The sequence below is a fragment of the Ruegeria sp. PrR005 genome, from assembly GCF_010500245.1.
Taxonomy (GTDB): domain Bacteria; phylum Pseudomonadota; class Alphaproteobacteria; order Rhodobacterales; family Rhodobacteraceae; genus Ruegeria_B; species Ruegeria_B marisflavi.
The window spans coordinates 303,902-321,288 of record NZ_JAAGOX010000032.1 but is presented as its reverse complement, the minus strand read 5'-3'; the positions used below and the strand labels follow the sequence as shown (position 1 = coordinate 321,288).

Sequence of the window (17,387 nt, the reverse complement as noted above, 5' to 3'; positions counted from 1 at the left end):
TCTTGCCGTGGTCAACGTGCCCAATCGTGCCGATGTTGACGTGCGGTTTCGTACGCGCGAACTTTTCCTTTGCCATTGCAAAGCTCCTTTTTTCTTACAGACGGCGCGCGATCATGCGCACCAACAGGAAGGACGGGGTGCGTGGTTTCCCACGCACCTCGGGTTATGCAAATTTCGCCTGAATCTCTTCCGAGATGTTCTGCGGCACCGGATCGTAGTGATCGAACTGCATGGTGAACTGGGCGCGGCCCGACGACATCGAACGCAGGGTGTTGATGTAGCCGAACATATTGGCCAGCGGCACGAACGCAGAGATTGCGATCGCGTTGCCGCGGTTCTCCTGGCCCGACACCTGGCCCCGACGCGAGGTCAGGTCGCCGATGATGCCACCGGTGTATTCTTCCGGAGTCACCACTTCGACCTTCATGATCGGTTCCAGCAGTTTCGCACCGGCCTTCTTCATGCCTTCGCGCATACCCATGCGGGCAGCGATTTCGAAGGCCAGAACGCTGGAGTCCACATCGTGGAACTTGCCGTCGATCAGGGCGACCTTGAAGTCGATAACCGGGAAACCGGCCAGCGGGCCCGAATCCATCACCGACTTGATGCCTTTTTCGACGCCGGGGATGTATTCCTTCGGAACTGCACCACCAACGATCTTGGACTCGAAGGAATAGCCTTCGCCCGGCTCGGTCGGCGAAATGACCAGCTTGACCTCGGCGAACTGGCCCGAACCACCCGACTGTTTCTTGTGGGTGTAGGTGTGTTCCACCTGTTTGGACACGGTCTCGCGATAGGCCACCTGGGGCGCACCGATGTTGGCCTCGACCTTGAATTCGCGCTTCAGACGGTCGACCAGGATGTCGAGGTGAAGTTCACCCATGCCCTTCATGATGGTTTGACCCGATTCCAGATCGGTTTCGACGCGGAAGGACGGGTCTTCGGCGGCCAGACGGGCCAGACCCTGAGACATTTTCTCTTGGTCGTTCTTGGTCTTGGGCTCGACCGCGATCTCGATCACCGGATCCGGGAAGGTCATGGTTTCGAGAACCACGGGCTTGGACGGATCACACAGGGTGTCGCCGGTGGTGGTCTCTTTCAGACCCGCCAGCGCGATGATGTCGCCTGCAAAGGCTTCTTCGATCTCCTCGCGGTTGATCGCGTGCATCATCATCATCCGGCCAACGCGCTCGCGCTTGCCTTTGGTCGAGTTGATCATCTGGTCGCCCTTCTTGAGGACGCCCGAGTAGATGCGGGTAAAGGTCAGCGAGCCGACAAACGGGTCGTTCATGATTTTGAACGCCAGTGCCGCGAAGGGCTGCGCGTCATCGGCCGAACGGGCGATGTTGCGCTCTTCGTTTTCGTCGCCCGGTGCAAAGCCCATATAGGCCGGCACGTCGAGCGGCGACGGCAGGAAGTCGATGACCGCGTTCAGCAGCGGCTGCACGCCCTTGTTCTTGAACGCCGAACCGGCAGCAACCGGAACGAAGCTGAGCGACAGGGTGCCCTTGCGGATCAGCTTGCGCAGGGTTGCTTCGTCGGGCTCGTTGCCTTCGAGATAGGCTTCCATCGCCTCGTCGTCCTGTTCGACGGCAAGCTCGATCAAGTTGTTGCGCCATTCTTCGGCAACATCCTGAAGGTCTTCGCGGATCGGCTGACGAACCCAGCTTGCGCCGAGGTCTTCACCCTTCCAGACCCACTCTTCCATCTTGATCAGGTCGACGATGCCTTCCAGCTTGTCCTCGGCGCCGATCGGCAGGGCGATCGGTGCGGGGATCGCGCCGGTGCGGTCCTTGATCATCTTCACACAGTTGAAGAAGTCAGCGCCGATCTTGTCCATCTTGTTGACGAACACGATGCGCGGAACCTTGTAGCGGTCAGCCTGACGCCACACGGTTTCGGTCTGCGGCTCGACGCCGGCGTTGGCGTCCAGCAGACAGACGGCACCGTCGAGAACCGCCAGCGAACGCTCGACTTCGATGGTGAAGTCAACGTGGCCGGGAGTGTCGATGATGTTGAAGCGGTACTTGGTGTCCGAGGTACCTTCGGCGGTCGGATCTTCCTGGCGCTGCCAGAACGTGGTCGTGGCGGCCGAGGTGATGGTGATCCCGCGTTCCTGTTCCTGCTCCATCCAGTCCATGGTGGCGGCGCCATCATGGACTTCGCCGATCTTGTGCGACTTGCCGGTGTAGTAAAGGATACGCTCGGTCGTGGTGGTCTTGCCCGCGTCGATGTGGGCCATGATACCGAAGTTGCGGTATCGCGTAAGGGGATATTCGCGTGCCATGTCTGCTCGCTCCTATTACCAGCGATAATGGGCGAAGGCCTTGTTGGCTTCGGCCATCTTGTGGGTGTCTTCGCGCTTCTTCACGGCAGTCCCGCGCGACTGGACAGCGTCCAGCAGCTCGCCGGCGAGGCGTTCTTCCATGGTGTTTTCGTTGCGCTTGCGGGCGGCGGTGATCAGCCAGCGGATCGCCAAGGCCTCACGACGCTCGGGGCGCACTTCGCACGGCACCTGATAGGTGGCACCGCCGACACGACGCGAACGAACCTCGACCGAGGGCTTCACGTTGTCGAGCGCTTCGTGGAACACTTCCACCGGGGCGCGCTTGATCTTGGTCTCGACGCGCGTCAGCGCGTTGTAGACGATGGTTTCTGCGACCGACTTCTTGCCGTCGATCATCAGGTTGTTCATGAACTTGGTCAGAACGCGGTCGCCATATTTGGCGTCGGGCAGAACTTCGCGTTTCTCTGCAGCGTGACGGCGCGACATGCTCGTCTCTCCTTCTTACTTCGGACGCTTCGCGCCGTACTTCGAACGGCGTTGCTTACGGTTTTTGACGCCCTGGGTATCCAGAACACCGCGCAGGATGTGGTAACGCACACCGGGAAGGTCTTTTACACGGCCGCCACGGATCAGAACAACCGAGTGCTCTTGCAGGTTGTGGCTTTCACCGGGGATGTAGGAGATCACTTCGAAACCGTTGGTCAGGCGAACCTTGGCAACTTTCCGCATAGCGGAGTTCGGCTTCTTCGGAGTGGTGGTGTACACGCGGGTGCAGACGCCGCGTTTTTGCGGGCACTGCTCCAGGTGCTGGGACTTCGAGCGTTTTACTTTCGGCTGCCGCGGTTTGCGGATCAGCTGTTGAATCGTTGGCATTCCGGTTTCTTCCCCGTTTTGCAACACACATGTCATGCACGCGCGCTGCGTGCGGCTTCATTCTTTGCGCGCTTGCGCTAACGCAAACACAAAACCCGCGAGCGTTCCCATTCCGAGGTGAACGTCGCGGTTGGTTCTCAGAGGATCGGGACGACGAAATTGTCCGGACCTTGACCACGTCTATTTGAAATCGGATATGGGGTGTCCCCGGTTTCCGAGATGTTGCGCGTAATAGGGGGAGTCGGCAGCAGTGTCAACAGCTCCGGCCCATGTTGCCAAGCGGGCAGAGGGCTGCCAATGTCAGAGCAACGCGTATTTACAGGTTTATTCATGGACAGCAAGGACATGCAAGCCATCGGCTTGTGCCGGTTCTCGTACCCGGCTTTAGGTGGGTTTCAGGTCGAGCATGCAACCATAGACGAGCGCATTGCCTATCTTTATGCCGAGCACCGGATGGAAGAGCGGTTCCAGTTGATGGAAACCGTCGCCCTGCCCTGTCTGCGCGAGCAAACCGACCAGAACTTCGAACTGATCATCGTGATTGGCGACAGCCTGCCCAAGCTGCACCACGACAGGTTGCATGACCTGACCGCCGACATGCCGCAGGTTCGCATCGTTTCGGAACCGCCCCGCCCCCAGCGCGAGGTGATGAAGGAGCTTCTGAACGCGGCCCGCAAGGATCCCTCCGAACCCTGCCTGCAATTTCGCCACGACGACGACGATGCGATCTCGGTCGATTTCATCGAACGGTTGCGCCAGACTGTGCGTGACTGTCCCGGACTGATCCGCGACAACCGCACGGTGGCGGTGGATTTCAACCGCGGCTACGTGGCCGAGCTGGGCGCCCAAGGTATTTTGGCCACCGAGACCGTCCGCTCGCTCTATGTCGCGTCGCTGGGCATGTATGTGGCGGGCAGATGCCATCTGACGATAATGAACTTTGCTCATGAAAGGATTGGCCGGTTCATGCCGGTGGTCAGCCTGAGCGATGCGCCGATGTGGGTCCGAACCCACAACGGCTATAACGACTCGCGCCAGAAAAAGGTGAAACCGGTCCCGGTGGAGCCATTGACCGAAGCGCAGAAAGCCGAGTTTGCCGCCCGCTTCGCGGTGCGGGAAGAGCGCGTCAAACAGGTGTTTTCGGAGAGATGACAATGCAGGTTCTGGGTCTTTGCCGATTTAGCTATCTTGGTCACGGTGGTTTCAAGATCATGCATGAAACCTTGGATGAACGCCGCGCCTATCTCTATGCCCCGGAACGCATGGACGACAGGTTCCGCCAGTTCGAGGCGATCACCCTGCCGACCATCGCCGGGCAGACCGACCCCGACTTCGATTTTGTCATCGCCATCGGCGAGTGTTTCCCGGATCGCTATCTGGTCCGTTTGCAGGATCTGACCCGCGACGTTCCCCAGATCCGCATTCGCGCCTTTCCCCCGCTGCGCCACCGCACGGCCATGGCGCGCGCGCTGGACGAGGCCCGGCAGGATATCGAAACACCTTGCCTGCAGTTCCGGCTCGACGATGACGACGGCATGGCGCGTGATTTTATCGAACGCTACCGGCAGGTGGCCGAGGATACCCGCGCGTTCTGGCAAAGACACCCGGCGGTGGCGGTAGATTTCAACACCGGCTACGTGTTCCGCTGCGGCACGCGCGGGATCGAGGTTTCCCCGTTTCAATTCGCCTACAGCGCCATTGCACTGGGCGTGATCGTCGCCCCGGGCCATACCGAAGGGATCATGCATCACGGGCACCACAAGCTGTGGACCTCGATGCCGACCATCACTGTGCCGGGCGAGGACATGATGTTGCGCGGACATAACGACTTCAACGACTCGCGCGCCAAACCGGGGGCAAAACAATTCGAGTATGCGCCGCTAGATCCGGAGTCCGAGGCCTATTTCAAGGCCCGGTTCAACGTCGACAATGCGCGGGTGAAGGAGATCTTCTCAGCCTCGCCTGCGGCGTGAGCGTTCGCGGAACAGGGTGAACAGACCGGTAGCGACAACCAGTCCCGCGCCCAACATGGTGACGGGATCGGGCCAATTGCCAAAGATGAGCCAACCCAGCCCCAAGGCCCAGACCAGGCTGGTGTAGCGGAACGGCGCGATGAACCCCACCTCGCCCACGCGCATCACCATGACGCTGCACAGGTATCCGATCAGGACAAAGACCGACGCGCCAAATACCAGAAGACCTGATTGCAGGTCGAGCGGCACCCAGGAAACGGTCAGGGATCCCACAAGACCAAGACCGGTAACCGTGAGAGCCGTCGCCAGTGTGACAACCATGGACGGAACATGAGATGACATCCGACGCGTGATCAGGTCGCGCGCGGTCACGCAGGTGACGGCCAGCAGCGCAAAGATGGCGTGTGTCGTGAACCCGTCCGGTCCCGGCCGAACGATCAGCAGCATCCCGCAAAACCCGATACCGATGGCCAGCATGCGCCGCCAGCCCACGGGCTCGCCAAAGATCAGGGCCGCCCCCAGGGTGACGGTGAGCGGCAAAGCCTGCAAGACTGCAGTGACATTCGCCAGCGGCATGTTCATCAGCGCGGTCAAAAAGAAGAAGGTGGCCCCGATTTCGGACACGCACCGCATCGCCACAAGCACTCGGTCGCGGTGGTCGAACCTCAGGTGCAGCGCCCCCAGATGCCGAGCCAGAAGGAAAACCCAGACAGAGGTCAAGGCCCCGCGCAGGGTGATGATCTGGAACAATGGAAGGCTGCCGCCCAGCAGTTTGACAATTGCGTCGTTGACGGTAAAGGCGGCCATGCTGCCCATCATCAACAACGCCCCGCGAGTATTGGGTGACATGTTCCGACCTCTTCGCAGGGAACCATCGTCGGCGCCGCCCGAGCGTTCGTTCACAAGCTAACAGACCCGTTCTGGCCTGCCATGGGGAAAATGGCAAGATAGCGCGACAGAGTTCACCTCAGGTCGCGCCGCCGCTGCATCCACATATGCAAGAGAATGCCGACGACATAGAACAGGATCACCACCGCCAGCATTCCGCCCGTTCCCCCGCGTTGCAGAACAAGCATCAGAACCGGAGTGCCCAGAGTGTTTCCCAGGTTGCCCATCTGGGCCATCGCCCCATTTGCCAGCGCCCTGTCGCGGGCCGTTGCGTTCAACTGCGGGATCGAGGCGAAACTCGCCCCCTGCACCAGCCCCAGCGCGGCGAACAGCGCGATGCAGGTCGCGGCGGGCGGAAAACCCAGCCAGTGGCCGCAAAGCACCAGAGCAGACAGCGCAAACCCGGCCATCACGATACGCACCGCGGGCCAGTATCGCAGCAATGGCGTCACGATCAGAAGGGACACACCAATGCTGGCCACCGGCATAAGCCCGACCACCGCCGCACGCTGTCCATGCGGAAGCAAACCCGGCAGGATCGCCACCAGCGACACAAATGTCAGTGTGTAGAACAGCCAGCCCATGGCCGGAGCGGCGATGAAGGCCGACCTGTAGGCTGCCCGATGCTGTTGGAGTATCTCGACAAGACCCAGGTGATCGCCGGGAACGGCCGGTGAATTGTCCTCATCCAGGAACCACCAGACCAGTGCGGCAAGGGCCGCCATGACGCCACCATGAATCAGAAACAGCAGCTGGACACCAAAGACCTGTGCCAGCGGCAGACCAAGCCAGGCCACGATTGAGAACGCCACGGCAAAGAATGTGCTCCAGAGCGTCATCGCCGGCCCACGCAAGCGGTCGCTGGCAACCTGGGCAATCAGGGTCGGCGCAGCAACAACGATCAACAGGTGCGACAGACCCTCGACAACTCGGCTGGCCAGCATCACGGGAAACTCGGGCAACGTCGATTGCCAGATCGAACACCCAGCACCCACCATCAACCCGATCACCAGCAGCCGCCGGAACCCGTACCGGGCGACAAAAATACCCGCGGTCATCCCCAGCACGATCCCAGCAAAGCTGATCATCGAAAGCAACAGACCAAGCCCCGCGCCGCTGTCTGGATAACGCGCCGCGATCAGGTCAAAGGGAACGGCAATCTTGGCAAACTGTCCTGCCGCGCCCAGACCAGCGCACCAAAGAAGCAGGATCAAACCGATGGAACTGAATGGACTGCGAACCATGTCCTAGCGTTACCCGCTTCCCTCTGACAGAGCCACAGGATTCGGGCGGTTTCAGGTGTCGAGCGCGTCGCCCAGCCAACCGACTGTATCGATAGCGGCACGCAAAGCCGCCGCCTCGCTGGAATAGCTGCGCGTCCCGTGGTGGCCGATGCTGTACCAGCCGTGCCCATCCTCGGGGTCGCGGCGGAATTCGTCGAACCCAAAGGATCCGTCCGGTCGAACAAAAACGTCGACGCAGATGGTTTCGCCATCCAGGTTGACGGATCGGAGAACCTTGTTCGCGTGGGCCATAGGGCGAGGTTGTCAGATTTCGCTGGCCGCCTCAATGGCTGTGCTGCCGAGGCAGAGCATGCTAGGCTGCGCCGGTGCGATGCCATTATGTAATCGCTCAATCAGGCCCAAGCGCTGAACAGCGCATCACCAGGCCGCTCTCCCCCCGGACAATCGCAACAAAGGAGCCGTCATGCCCGACAAGCATTATGTATTGACCATGGCCAGATACAACATGTGGCAAAACCAAAGCCTGCTGGCGGCGGCCGGCGACCTGGACGAAACCGCGCTTGAACAGGACAGGGGGGCGTTTTTCGGGTCGATCCGCAGAACCCTGTCACATCTCTATTGGGCCGATCAGTTGTGGCTGAGCCGGTTCGCCCAGACTCCACCGCCGACGGTCGGTGGCAAGGACTCGGTCAATTCCGTCAAGGATTGGAGTCAGTTCCCGGACGAGCGCGCTGCCTTGGATCAGAGCATCCTCGATTGGGCGCACAAGGTCACACCCGATTGGTTTGAAGGCAGTCTTAAATGGACTTCTGTCATTCTGAATGGCGAGCAGGTCACGCTACGCAGGACACTGGTACTCGGTTTCTTCAACCACCAGACCCATCACCGGGGTCAGATCCACGCAATGCTGACGGCGGCCGGTGCCATGCCCGAGGATACCGATATCATTCTCTTGCCTGAACGCTTCGCCGCAATGTGATCCAGGCAAAAGAAGAACCCCCGCGCAAGCGCGGGGGTCTCTGTTTTCCGTTTCCGGTTCGCCTTGGTTAGTTGCGGCTTTCCGGAGTATCGACCAGCGAGTCGAAATCGTCGTCGATGATGTCAGCATCCATGATCGGAGCGGCCAGGGCCGCGGCGGCCTCAGCCTCTTCACGGCGGGCCGTGATCACCACGTTGTCACGCTGCGTCGCGATATGGCGGACCCGCTGGGTCGCGCCACCGGTACCCGCCGGGATCAGGCGGCCGACGATGACGTTTTCCTTGAGGCCAACGAGCTTGTCCATCTTGCCCTGAACCGAAGCCTCGGTCAGGACGCGGGTGGTCTCCTGGAAGGAGGCCGCCGAGATGAACGAGCGGGTCTGCAACGAGGCTTTGGTGATACCCAACAGGATCGGCTCGCCCGAAGCGGCACGACCGCCGCGAGCGATGGTCTTCTCGTTGGCCGCGTCGAACTCCTGCTTGTCGACATGTTCGCCTTTCAGCAGGGTAGTGTCGCCGCTGTCGGTGATCTCCCACTTTTGCAGCATCTGACGCACGATGACCTCGATGTGCTTGTCGTTGATCTTCACGCCTTGCAGACGATAGACCTCCTGCACCTCTTTCACCATGTAGTTGGCCAGAGCCTCGACACCCAGGATCGACAGGATGTCGTGTGGGGCCGGGTTGCCGTCCATGATGTAGTCACCCTTCTGCACGAAGTCGCCTTCCTGCACCGGGATGTGCTTGCCCTTGGGCACCATGTATTCGACGGGCTCCAGACGGTCGTCCGACGGTTCGATGGTGATGCGACGCTTGTTCTTGTAGTCGCGTCCGAACCGCACATAGCCATCGGCTTCGGCAATGATCGCGTGATCCTTGGGACGACGGGCTTCGAACAGTTCCGCCACGCGAGGCAGACCCCCGGTGATGTCCTTGGTCTTGGCACCTTCGCGCGGGATACGGGCGATGACGTCTCCGGCCTCGACAGTCTGGCTGTCTTCGACCGACAGGATCGCGTCCACCGACATCGGGTAGTGTACGGGGTTGCCGGCATCGTTGCGCACCGGCTCTCCGTCCTCACCGACCAAGATGATCTCGGGCTTCAGCTCGCTGCCACGCGGGGCCGCGCGCCAGTCGATCACGATCTTCTGGGTCATGCCGGTCGCTTCGTCGGTCTCGTCGCGCACCGCAAGGCCCGAAACGAGGTCGACATATTTCGCGGTACCAGCTTTCTCGGCGATGATCGGCAGGGTGTAGGGGTCCCACTCGAACAGCTTGTCGCCGCGCTTGACCGTCGCACCGTCCTTGACGAACAGCTTGGAACCATAGCCCAGCTTGAAGCTGGCACGTTCCTCGCCCTGCGCGTCCTTGATCAACATCTTCATGTTCCGGCCCATGACCAGGCTCTCGCCTGCGGCATTCAGCAGAAGCTGCGGGTTCTCGAACGTGATGGTGCCGTCCTGGTTGGCTTCCTGGAAGGACTGCTGGCCACCCTGGGCAACACCGCCGATGTGGAAGGTCCGCATCGTCAGCTGGGTCCCCGGTTCGCCGATCGACTGCGCGGCGATGATGCCGACAGCCTCGCCGATGTTCACCCGGGTACCACGGGCCAGGTCGCGGCCGTAGCATTGGGCACAAACACCCTCTTCGCTTTCACAGGTCAGCGGCGACCGCACGCGGGAGGTCTGCACACCGGCTTCGTGGATGGCATCCGCCATCCGTTCGTCGATGAGCTGGCCCGCAGCCACGATCACCTCATCCGTGCCCGGACGCAGGATATCGTCGGCCGCGACACGGCCCAGGATACGCTCGGCCAGCGAGGCGACGATTTCACCGTCGTTGACGGCCGCTTCGGCAGTGATGCCGCGGTCGGTGCCGCAATCGGGCTCGCGCACGATGCAGTCCTGCGCCACGTCCACCAGACGACGGGTCAGGTAACCCGAGTTCGCCGTCTTCAGAGCGGTGTCCGACAGACCTTTCCGTGCGCCGTGGGTCGAGTTGAAGTATTCAAGAACGGTCAGACCTTCCTTGAAGTTCGAGATGATCGGCGTCTCGATGATGTCGCCGTTCGGCTTGGCCATCAGGCCGCGCATGCCGCCCAGCTGCTTCATCTGGGTCACCGAGCCCCGCGCGCCCGAGTGGGCCATCATGTAGACCGAGTTCGGTTCCTTGTCGGCGCCATTCTCGTCCTTCTTGACCGACGAGATGGTGTTCATCATCGCCTCGGTGACGCGGTCGTTACACTTCGACCAGGCATCGACGACCTTGTTGTACTTTTCGCCCTGAGTGATCAGGCCGTCCATGTACTGCTGTTCAAAGTCCTTCACCTGCTCGCGGGTGTCTTCGACGATGCCCCATTTGTCATCGGGTATCACCATGTCGTCCTTGCCGAACGAAATACCCGCCTTGAACGCCTCGCGGAAGCCCATCGTCATGATCTGGTCGCAGAAGATCACCGACTCCTTCTGACCGCAGTAGCGGTAGACGGTGTCGATCACCTGCTGCACTTCTTTCTTGCGCAGCAGACGGTTGACCAGTTCGAACGGAGCCTTGTTGTTCATCGGCAAGAGCGCGCCCAGGCGCACGCGACCCGGCGTGGTCGCGACCCGCTTGTAGACCTCGTTACCCTCGTCGTCGATCTGCTTGATCCGAGCGGTGATCTTGGTGTGCAGATGCACCTCTTTTGCGTCCAGTGCGTGTTGCACCTCGTCAATCGAGCCAAAAACCTTGCCTTCGCCAACCATGCCTTCGCGTTCCAGGGTCAGATAGTAGAGACCCAGGATCATGTCCTGCGACGGCACGATGATCGGCGCGCCGTTGGCGGGCGACAGAACGTTGTTGGTCGACATCATCAGGACTCGGGCTTCCAGCTGGGCCTCCAGGCTCAGCGGAACGTGCACGGCCATCTGGTCGCCATCAAAGTCGGCGTTGAAGGCCGAGCAGACCAGCGGATGCAGCTGGATCGCCTTACCTTCGATCAGGATCGGCTCGAACGCCTGGATGCCCAGACGGTGCAGCGTCGGCGCACGGTTGAGCAGAACCGGATGCTCGCGGATCACCTCGTCCAGAATATCCCAAACCTCGGGACGTTCTTTTTCGACCAGTTTCTTGGCCTGTTTGACGGTGCTGCTGAGGCCCTTGGCCTCGAGTCGCGAATAGATGAACGGCTTGAACAGTTCCAGCGCCATCTTCTTGGGCAGGCCGCACTGGTGCAGCTTGAGTTCCGGGCCGGTCACGATAACCGAACGGCCCGAGAAGTCGACCCGCTTACCCAGAAGGTTCTGACGGAACCGGCCCTGCTTGCCCTTGAGCATGTCAGACAGCGATTTCAGCGGACGCTTGTTGGCGCCGGTGATCACGCGGCCGCGACGGCCGTTGTCGAACAGGGCATCGACCGACTCTTGCAGCATCCGCTTTTCGTTGCGGACGATGATGTCGGGCGCGCGCAGCTCGATCAGGCGCTTCAGACGGTTGTTCCGGTTGATCACCCGGCGGTACAGGTCGTTCAGGTCAGAGGTCGCAAAGCGGCCACCGTCCAGCGGCACCAGCGGGCGCAGTTCCGGCGGAATGACCGGGATCACGGTCATCACCATCCATTCGGGCCGGTTGCCCGACTCGAGGAAGCTTTCCACAACCTTCAGGCGCTTGATGATCTTCTTGGGCTTCAGCTCGCCGGTGGCTTCGGCCAGGTCGGCGCGCAGCTGTTCGGCCTCGGCTTCAAGGTCGATCTGGCTCAGCATCTCGCGGATCGCCTCGGCGCCGATATTGGCGGTGAAGGCGTCCATGCCGAACTGGTCCTGGGCATCCATGTACTCTTCTTCGGTCATCAGCTGACCATAGGAGAGATCGGTCAGACCCGGCTCGGTGACCACGTAGTTTTCAAAGTAGAGGATGCGTTCCAGATCCCGCAGGGTCATGTCCAGCATCAGGCCGATCCGGCTGGGCAGCGACTTCAGGAACCAGATATGCGCAACGGGCGCGGCCAGTTCGATATGGCCCATGCGCTCGCGCCGGACCTTTTGCAGGGTGACTTCCACACCGCATTTTTCGCAGACAACGCCGCGATACTTCATGCGCTTGTATTTGCCGCAAAGGCATTCATAATCCTTGATCGGGCCAAAGATGCGGGCGCAGAACAGACCGTCACGCTCGGGCTTGAACGTGCGATAGTTGATGGTCTCGGGCTTCTTGATCTCGCCATAGGACCACGAGAGGATCCGCTCGGGGCTGGCCAGCGAAACCTTGATCTCGTCAAAGACCTTCGGCGGCGTCAGCGGGTTGAACGGGTTGTTCGTCAGTTCCTGGTTCATTTGTTTTCCTCAAATTCGTGCGGAAGGGATGATGGGGTAAGGGCGCGCGGCCCTTACTCGTCCACCTCCGCATCCAGGAGTTCCATGTTCAGGCCGAGGCCACGGACTTCTTTCACCAGAACGTTAAAGCTCTCGGGAATGCCCGCTTCGAAATTGTCCTCGCCCTTGACGATCGATTCATAGACCTTGGTACGGCCCGCCACGTCGTCCGACTTCACCGTCAGCATCTCTTGCAGAGTATAGGCAGCGCCATAGGCTTCCAGAGCCCAGACTTCCATCTCCCCGAAGCGCTGACCACCGAACTGCGCCTTGCCGCCCAGCGGCTGCTGGGTAACCAGGCTGTACGGTCCGGTCGAACGCGCGTGGATCTTGTCGTCGACCAGGTGGTGCAGCTTGAGCAGGTACTTGATGCCCACGGTGACCGGACGCGCGAACTGCTCGCCGGTGCGGCCGTCGAACAGGATGCTCTGGCCGCTGGTGTCGAATCCGGCGCGTGTCAGAGCGTCGTTGACATCAGCCTCTTTCGCCCCGTCAAAGACCGGCGTTGCGATCGGCACACCGCGTGTGACGTTGCCCGCGGCTTCGACCAGCGCGTCGGCGTCCAGACCCGAGATTCCCTCTTCGTACACGTCCTCGCCATAGGCGTGGCGCATCGCTTCGCGCACCGGGGTCAGGTCACCCGACCGGCGATACTCTTGCAGCGCATCGTCGATCCGCAGACCCAGGCCGCGTGCGGCCCAGCCCATATGGGTTTCCAGAATCTGACCAACGTTCATCCGCGACGGCACACCCAACGGGTTGAGGCAGAAGTCGACCGGAGTACCATCCGCGAGGAACGGCATGTCCTCCATCGGCACCACTTTCGAAATCACACCCTTGTTGCCGTGACGGCCGGCCATCTTGTCGCCCGGTTGCAGCTTGCGCTTCACCGCGATGAAGACCTTGACCATCTTCATCACACCCGGCGGCAGGTCGTCGCCACGGCGGACCTTTTCGACCTTGTCCTCGAACCGGGCATCCAGGGCACGCTTTTGCAGCTCGTACTGCTCGTTCAGGGCTTCGACGATCTTGGCGTCTTCCTCGTTCTCCAGGGCCAGCTGCCACCACTGACCACGGGTCAGGGTTTCCAGCAGGTCCTCGGTGATCTCGGAACCCGGCTTGATGCCCTTGGGACCCTTAACCGCGACCTTGCCCATGATCAGCGACTTCAGACGCGCATAGATGTTGCGGTCGAGGATCGCCAACTCGTCGTCCCGGTCACGGGCCAGACGTTCAACTTCCTCGCGCTCGATCTGCAGCGCACGCTCATCCTTGTCGACGCCGTGGCGGTTGAACACACGGACCTCGACCACGGTGCCGTAATCGCCCGGCTTTACCCGCAGCGAGGTGTCACGCACGTCGGAGGCCTTCTCGCCAAAGATGGCGCGCAGCAGTTTTTCTTCCGGCGTCATCGGGCTTTCGCCCTTGGGGGTGATCTTACCCACCAGAATGTCGCCCGGCTGCACTTCGGCACCGATATAGACGATACCGGCCTCGTCGAGGTTGCGCAGGGCTTCCTCGCCGACGTTCGGGATGTCGCGGGTGATCTCTTCCGGCCCCAGCTTGGTGTCACGGGCGGCGACCTCGAATTCCTCGATATGGATCGAGGTAAAGACGTCGTCACGCGCGATGCGCTCGGAGATCAGGATCGAGTCCTCGTAATTGTAACCGTTCCACGGCATGAAGGCCACGACGACGTTCTTGCCGAGCGCCAGTTCGCCCATGTCGGTCGATGGGCCGTCTGCGATCACCTCGCCCTTGGACACCATATCACCCACCTTGACCAGCGGACGCTGGTTGATGCAGGTGTTCTGGTTCGAACGCTGGAACTTGCGCATACGGTAGATATCGACGCCCGCATCGCCCAGTTCCAGATCCTCGGTGGCCCGGATCACGATCCGCTGCGCATCGACCTGGTCGATGATGCCCGCGCGCTTGGCCTGGATCGCCGCGCCCGAGTCGATGGCGACCTTGGCCTCAATCCCGGTACCGACCAGCGGCGCCTCGGCCCGCAGGAGCGGAACAGCCTGACGCTGCATGTTCGAGCCCATAAGAGCGCGGTTGGCGTCGTCGTTTTCAAGGAACGGGATCAGCGAGGCAGCAACCGAAACCAGCTGTTTCGGCGACACGTCGATCAGGTCCACGTTTTCGACCGGGGCCAGGGTATAGTCACCGGCCTGACGAGTGTTGACCAGTTCGTTCACGAACCTGCCGTTCTCGTCCAGCGTCGCGTTGGCCTGCGCCACAGTGTGACGCATTTCCTCGGTCGCGGACATATAGTGCACCTCGTCGGTGACCTGCCCGTCATTGACGACGCGATACGGGGTTTCGATGAAGCCGTATTTGTTCACGCGGGCAAAGGTGGCCAGCGAGTTGATCAGACCGATGTTCGGACCTTCGGGCGTTTCAATCGGGCACATCCGGCCATAGTGGGTCGGGTGTACGTCGCGCACCTCAAAGCCCGCACGCTCTCGGGTCAGACCGCCCGGTCCAAGCGCCGAGAGACGACGCTTGTGCGTGACTTCGGACAGCGGGTTGGTCTGGTCCATGAACTGGCTGAGCTGCGATGAGCCGAAGAATTCACGCACAGCGGCCGCGGCCGGTTTTGCGTTGATCAGGTCCTGCGGCATCACCGTATCGATCTCGACCGAGGACATACGCTCCTTGATCGCGCGCTCCATGCGCAAGAGGCCGACGCGGTACTGGTTTTCCATCAGTTCGCCGACCGAACGCACCCGGCGGTTGCCGAGGTGGTCGATATCGTCGATGTCGCCCTTGCCGTCGCGCAGTTCAACCAGCGCCTTGATGCAGGCGATGATGTCTTCGCGGCGCAGGGTGCGCTGGGTGTCGGCGGCATCCAGATCGAGACGCATATTCATCTTGACCCGGCCAACGGCCGACAGGTCGTAGCGCTCGCTGTCAAAGAACAGGGTATCAAACAACGCCGAGGCAGCCTCGACGGTGGGCGGCTCACCCGGACGCATGACGCGATAGATGTCCATGAGCGCGGTTTCCCGGTTCATGTTCTTGTCCTGCGCCATGGTGTTGCGGATGTAGGGGCCGACGTTGATGTTGTCGATGTCCAGAACCGGGATATCGGTGATACCGGCATCCAGCAGTTCCTTGACGGTACCACCAACGAGGTCGCCGTCCTTGTCGTATTCCAGGGTCAGCTCGTCGCCAGCCTCGACATAGATCGCGCCGGTTTCCTCGTTGATGATATCCTTGGCAACAAACTTGCCAACGATGTGCCCGAACGGAACCAGCAGGCTCTTGACGGTACCTTCCTCGATCAGCTTCTTCACCGCGCGCGGGGTGATTTTCTTGCCGGCCTCGGCAATCACTTCGCCCGTTCCGGCATCGACCAGATCATAGGTCGGGCGGGTGCCGCGGACACGATCGGGGAAGAAGGGCGTGACCCAGCCTTTCTTCTTCTCCAGCTTGAAGGAAATGGTCTTGTAATAAGCATCCATGATGCTTTCCTGGTCCAGGCCCAGGGCATAAAGCAGCGTCGTCACCGGCAGTTTGCGGCGACGGTCGATGCGGGCGAACACGATGTCCTTGGCGTCGAACTCGAAGTCCAGCCACGAGCCGCGATACGGGATGATGCGGCAGGCGAACAGCAGTTTGCCCGAGGAGTGGGTCTTGCCCTTGTCGTGATCAAAGAACACGCCCGGCGAACGGTGCATCTGGGACACGATCACCCGCTCGGTTCCGTTCACGATGAACGTGCCGTTGGGCGTCATGAGCGGCATGTCGCCCATGAACACGTCCTGCTCCTTGATGTCCTTAACGCTCTTGCCGCCGGTGTCCTCGTCAACATCGAACACGATCAGGCGCAGGGTGACCTTCAGCGGCGCGCTATAGGTCATGTCGCGCTGCATGCATTCCTCGACGTCGTACTTCGGCTTTTCCAGCTCGTACTTCACAAATTCCAGAACGCTGGTCTCGTTGAAGTCCTTGATCGGAAAGACCGACTGGAACACGCCCATGATGCCTTCGCCATCGGTGGGCTTGGCGCCGTCGCCAGAGTTCAGGAACAGGTCGTAGGAGGATTTCTGGACCTCGATGAGGTTCGGCATTTCCAGCACTTCGCGGATCTTGCCGTAGTACTTGCGAAGACGTTTCTGGCCAAGGAACGATTGAGCCATGTCAGATGTCACCTTTTTATTTTCTCACCGGTCAAGGACGCCGCCGGGCCCCAGCGTCTTGACCATTCGAGACGACACGTTCGGATCAATTCATGGCCACCGTCCCGAGTGGCGGCCTCCCGATTCGCGAACCGCGTCTTAGAAAACGCCCCTCTGCCTGAGGCCCTTTCTAAGACAGGTTCGGCTGGACCCGGAGTTTTCCGGGCCCAGCCAACACTACGATGCGTCTGCGACGCACCTGTAACAGTGCTTAGGCCAGTTCGACCTCGGCGCCAGCTGCTTCCAGCTTTGCCTTGATCTCTTCTGCTTCTGCCTTTGCAATGCCTTCTTTGATCTTGCCGCCGGCTTCGACCAGGTCCTTGGCTTCTTTCAGGCCCAGACCGGTGATGCCGCGAACTTCTTTGATCACGTTGATTTTCGAAGCGCCGGCGTTCTTCAGAACGACGTCGAATTCGGTCTTTTCTTCTTCGGCAGCTGCGCCGCCGGCGTCGCCAGCTGCTGCAACCATCACGGCGCCGCCAGCTGCGGGCTCGATGCCGTATTCGTCCTTCAGGATGTTTTTCAGTTCCTGTGCTTCCAGCAGGGTCAGACCCACGATGCTTTCTGCGAGTGCTTTCAGATCAGCCATTTTATCAGCTCTTTCC

Annotated in this window: 13 protein-coding genes; 4 read left to right on the top strand and 9 right to left on the bottom strand. The window is 60.8% G+C overall.

What is annotated here, in order from left to right; translation table 11 throughout:
- On the top strand, positions 1-182 hold a 182-nt coding region (locus tag G0P99_RS25070), incomplete at its 5' end, for a hypothetical protein (protein WP_203583137.1).
- Here G0P99_RS25070 and fusA read toward each other — a convergent pair.
- From fusA to rpsL, 3 genes are read right to left on the bottom strand one after another with little or no spacing between them, the layout of a single operon-like run.
- Positions 164-2,287 (bottom strand): elongation factor G, encoded by a 2,124-nt coding sequence (gene fusA, locus G0P99_RS17165; protein ID WP_164131696.1) that lies wholly within the window; start codon positions 2,285-2,287, stop codon positions 164-166. The two genes, G0P99_RS25070 and fusA, sit on opposite strands and share 19 nt — an antisense overlap.
- Positions 2,288-2,302: 15 nt before the next feature.
- Positions 2,303-2,773 (bottom strand): 30S ribosomal protein S7, encoded by a 471-nt coding sequence (gene rpsG / locus G0P99_RS17160; RefSeq protein ID WP_093034634.1) that lies wholly within the window; start codon positions 2,771-2,773, stop codon positions 2,303-2,305.
- Between the two features lie 15 nt (positions 2,774-2,788).
- Positions 2,789-3,160, bottom strand: coding sequence for a 30S ribosomal protein S12 (gene rpsL / locus G0P99_RS17155; protein ID WP_093034637.1), 372 nt, complete (start codon positions 3,158-3,160; stop codon positions 2,789-2,791).
- A 345-nt stretch (positions 3,161-3,505) separates the two neighbouring features.
- Between rpsL and G0P99_RS17150 the strand changes: the two genes are divergently transcribed.
- A complete protein-coding gene (locus G0P99_RS17150) occupies positions 3,506-4,312 on the top strand; it encodes a putative rhamnosyl transferase (protein ID WP_164131714.1) in 807 nt (268 codons plus the stop codon).
- Positions 4,313-4,314: 2 nt separating this feature from the next.
- On the top strand, positions 4,315-5,133 hold the full coding sequence (locus G0P99_RS17145) for a putative rhamnosyl transferase (RefSeq protein WP_164131713.1): 819 nt from the start codon (positions 4,315-4,317) through the stop codon (positions 5,131-5,133).
- Here the strand turns inward: G0P99_RS17145 and G0P99_RS17140 are convergent.
- The 3 genes from G0P99_RS17140 to G0P99_RS17130 all read right to left on the bottom strand — a co-directional run bounded on the left by G0P99_RS17140 (position 5,113) and on the right by G0P99_RS17130 (position 7,556).
- Positions 5,113-5,982: a DMT family transporter gene (locus tag G0P99_RS17140; protein WP_164131695.1), complete on the bottom strand. Its 870-nt coding sequence runs from the start codon at positions 5,980-5,982 to the stop codon at positions 5,113-5,115. The two genes, G0P99_RS17145 and G0P99_RS17140, sit on opposite strands and share 21 nt — an antisense overlap.
- 113 nt (positions 5,983-6,095) lie before the next feature.
- Positions 6,096-7,265 carry an MFS transporter gene (locus G0P99_RS17135; RefSeq protein WP_239059845.1) on the bottom strand — a complete coding sequence of 390 codons (1,170 nt, stop codon included), beginning with the start codon at positions 7,263-7,265 and terminating at the stop codon, positions 6,096-6,098.
- Positions 7,266-7,316: 51 nt separating this feature from the next.
- The gene (locus G0P99_RS17130) at positions 7,317-7,556 is read right to left on the bottom strand and encodes a hypothetical protein (protein ID WP_164131694.1); all 240 of its coding nucleotides are present in this window, start codon (positions 7,554-7,556) and stop codon (positions 7,317-7,319) included.
- 172 nt (positions 7,557-7,728) lie between these two features.
- Between G0P99_RS17130 and G0P99_RS17125 the strand changes: the two genes are divergently transcribed.
- Positions 7,729-8,244: a DinB family protein gene (locus G0P99_RS17125; RefSeq protein WP_164131693.1), complete on the top strand. Its 516-nt coding sequence runs from the start codon at positions 7,729-7,731 to the stop codon at positions 8,242-8,244.
- Between the two features lie 67 nt (positions 8,245-8,311).
- Here G0P99_RS17125 and rpoC read toward each other — a convergent pair whose 3' ends face one another.
- The 3 genes from rpoC to rplL form a co-directional block, all read right to left on the bottom strand.
- Positions 8,312-12,553 carry a DNA-directed RNA polymerase subunit beta' gene (gene rpoC, locus G0P99_RS17120; protein WP_164131692.1) on the bottom strand — a complete coding sequence of 1,414 codons (4,242 nt, stop codon included), beginning with the start codon at positions 12,551-12,553 and terminating at the stop codon, positions 8,312-8,314.
- A gap of 53 nt (positions 12,554-12,606) precedes the next feature.
- On the bottom strand, positions 12,607-16,743 hold the full coding sequence (rpoB, locus tag G0P99_RS17115) for a DNA-directed RNA polymerase subunit beta (protein WP_164131691.1): 4,137 nt from the start codon (positions 16,741-16,743) through the stop codon (positions 12,607-12,609).
- Positions 16,744-16,993: 250 nt separating this feature from the next.
- Positions 16,994-17,371, bottom strand: coding sequence for a 50S ribosomal protein L7/L12 (gene rplL, locus G0P99_RS17110; protein WP_164131690.1), 378 nt, complete (start codon positions 17,369-17,371; stop codon positions 16,994-16,996).
- Between the last annotated feature and the right edge of the window lie 16 nt (positions 17,372-17,387).

Bases quoted from the DNA above. Each gene is read 5' to 3' on its own strand.
- fusA (WP_164131696.1), bottom strand. From the start codon at position 2,287: ATGGCACGCGAATATCCCCTTACGCGATACCGCAACTTCGGTATCATG.
- rpsG (WP_093034634.1), bottom strand. From the start codon at position 2,773: ATGTCGCGCCGTCACGCTGCAGAGAAACGCGAAGTTCTGCCCGACGCC.
- rpsL (WP_093034637.1), bottom strand. From the start codon at position 3,160: ATGCCAACGATTCAACAGCTGATCCGCAAACCGCGGCAGCCGAAAGTA.
- G0P99_RS17150 (WP_164131714.1), top strand. From the start codon at position 3,506: ATGCAAGCCATCGGCTTGTGCCGGTTCTCGTACCCGGCTTTAGGTGGG.
- G0P99_RS17145 (WP_164131713.1), top strand. From the start codon at position 4,315: ATGCAGGTTCTGGGTCTTTGCCGATTTAGCTATCTTGGTCACGGTGGT.
- G0P99_RS17140 (WP_164131695.1), bottom strand. From the start codon at position 5,982: ATGTCACCCAATACTCGCGGGGCGTTGTTGATGATGGGCAGCATGGCC.
- G0P99_RS17135 (WP_239059845.1), bottom strand. From the start codon at position 7,265: ATGGTTCGCAGTCCATTCAGTTCCATCGGTTTGATCCTGCTTCTTTGG.
- G0P99_RS17130 (WP_164131694.1), bottom strand. From the start codon at position 7,556: ATGGCCCACGCGAACAAGGTTCTCCGATCCGTCAACCTGGATGGCGAA.
- G0P99_RS17125 (WP_164131693.1), top strand. From the start codon at position 7,729: ATGCCCGACAAGCATTATGTATTGACCATGGCCAGATACAACATGTGG.
- rpoC (WP_164131692.1), bottom strand. From the start codon at position 12,553: ATGAACCAGGAACTGACGAACAACCCGTTCAACCCGCTGACGCCGCCG.
- rpoB (WP_164131691.1), bottom strand. From the start codon at position 16,743: ATGGCTCAATCGTTCCTTGGCCAGAAACGTCTTCGCAAGTACTACGGC.
- rplL (WP_164131690.1), bottom strand. From the start codon at position 17,371: ATGGCTGATCTGAAAGCACTCGCAGAAAGCATCGTGGGTCTGACCCTG.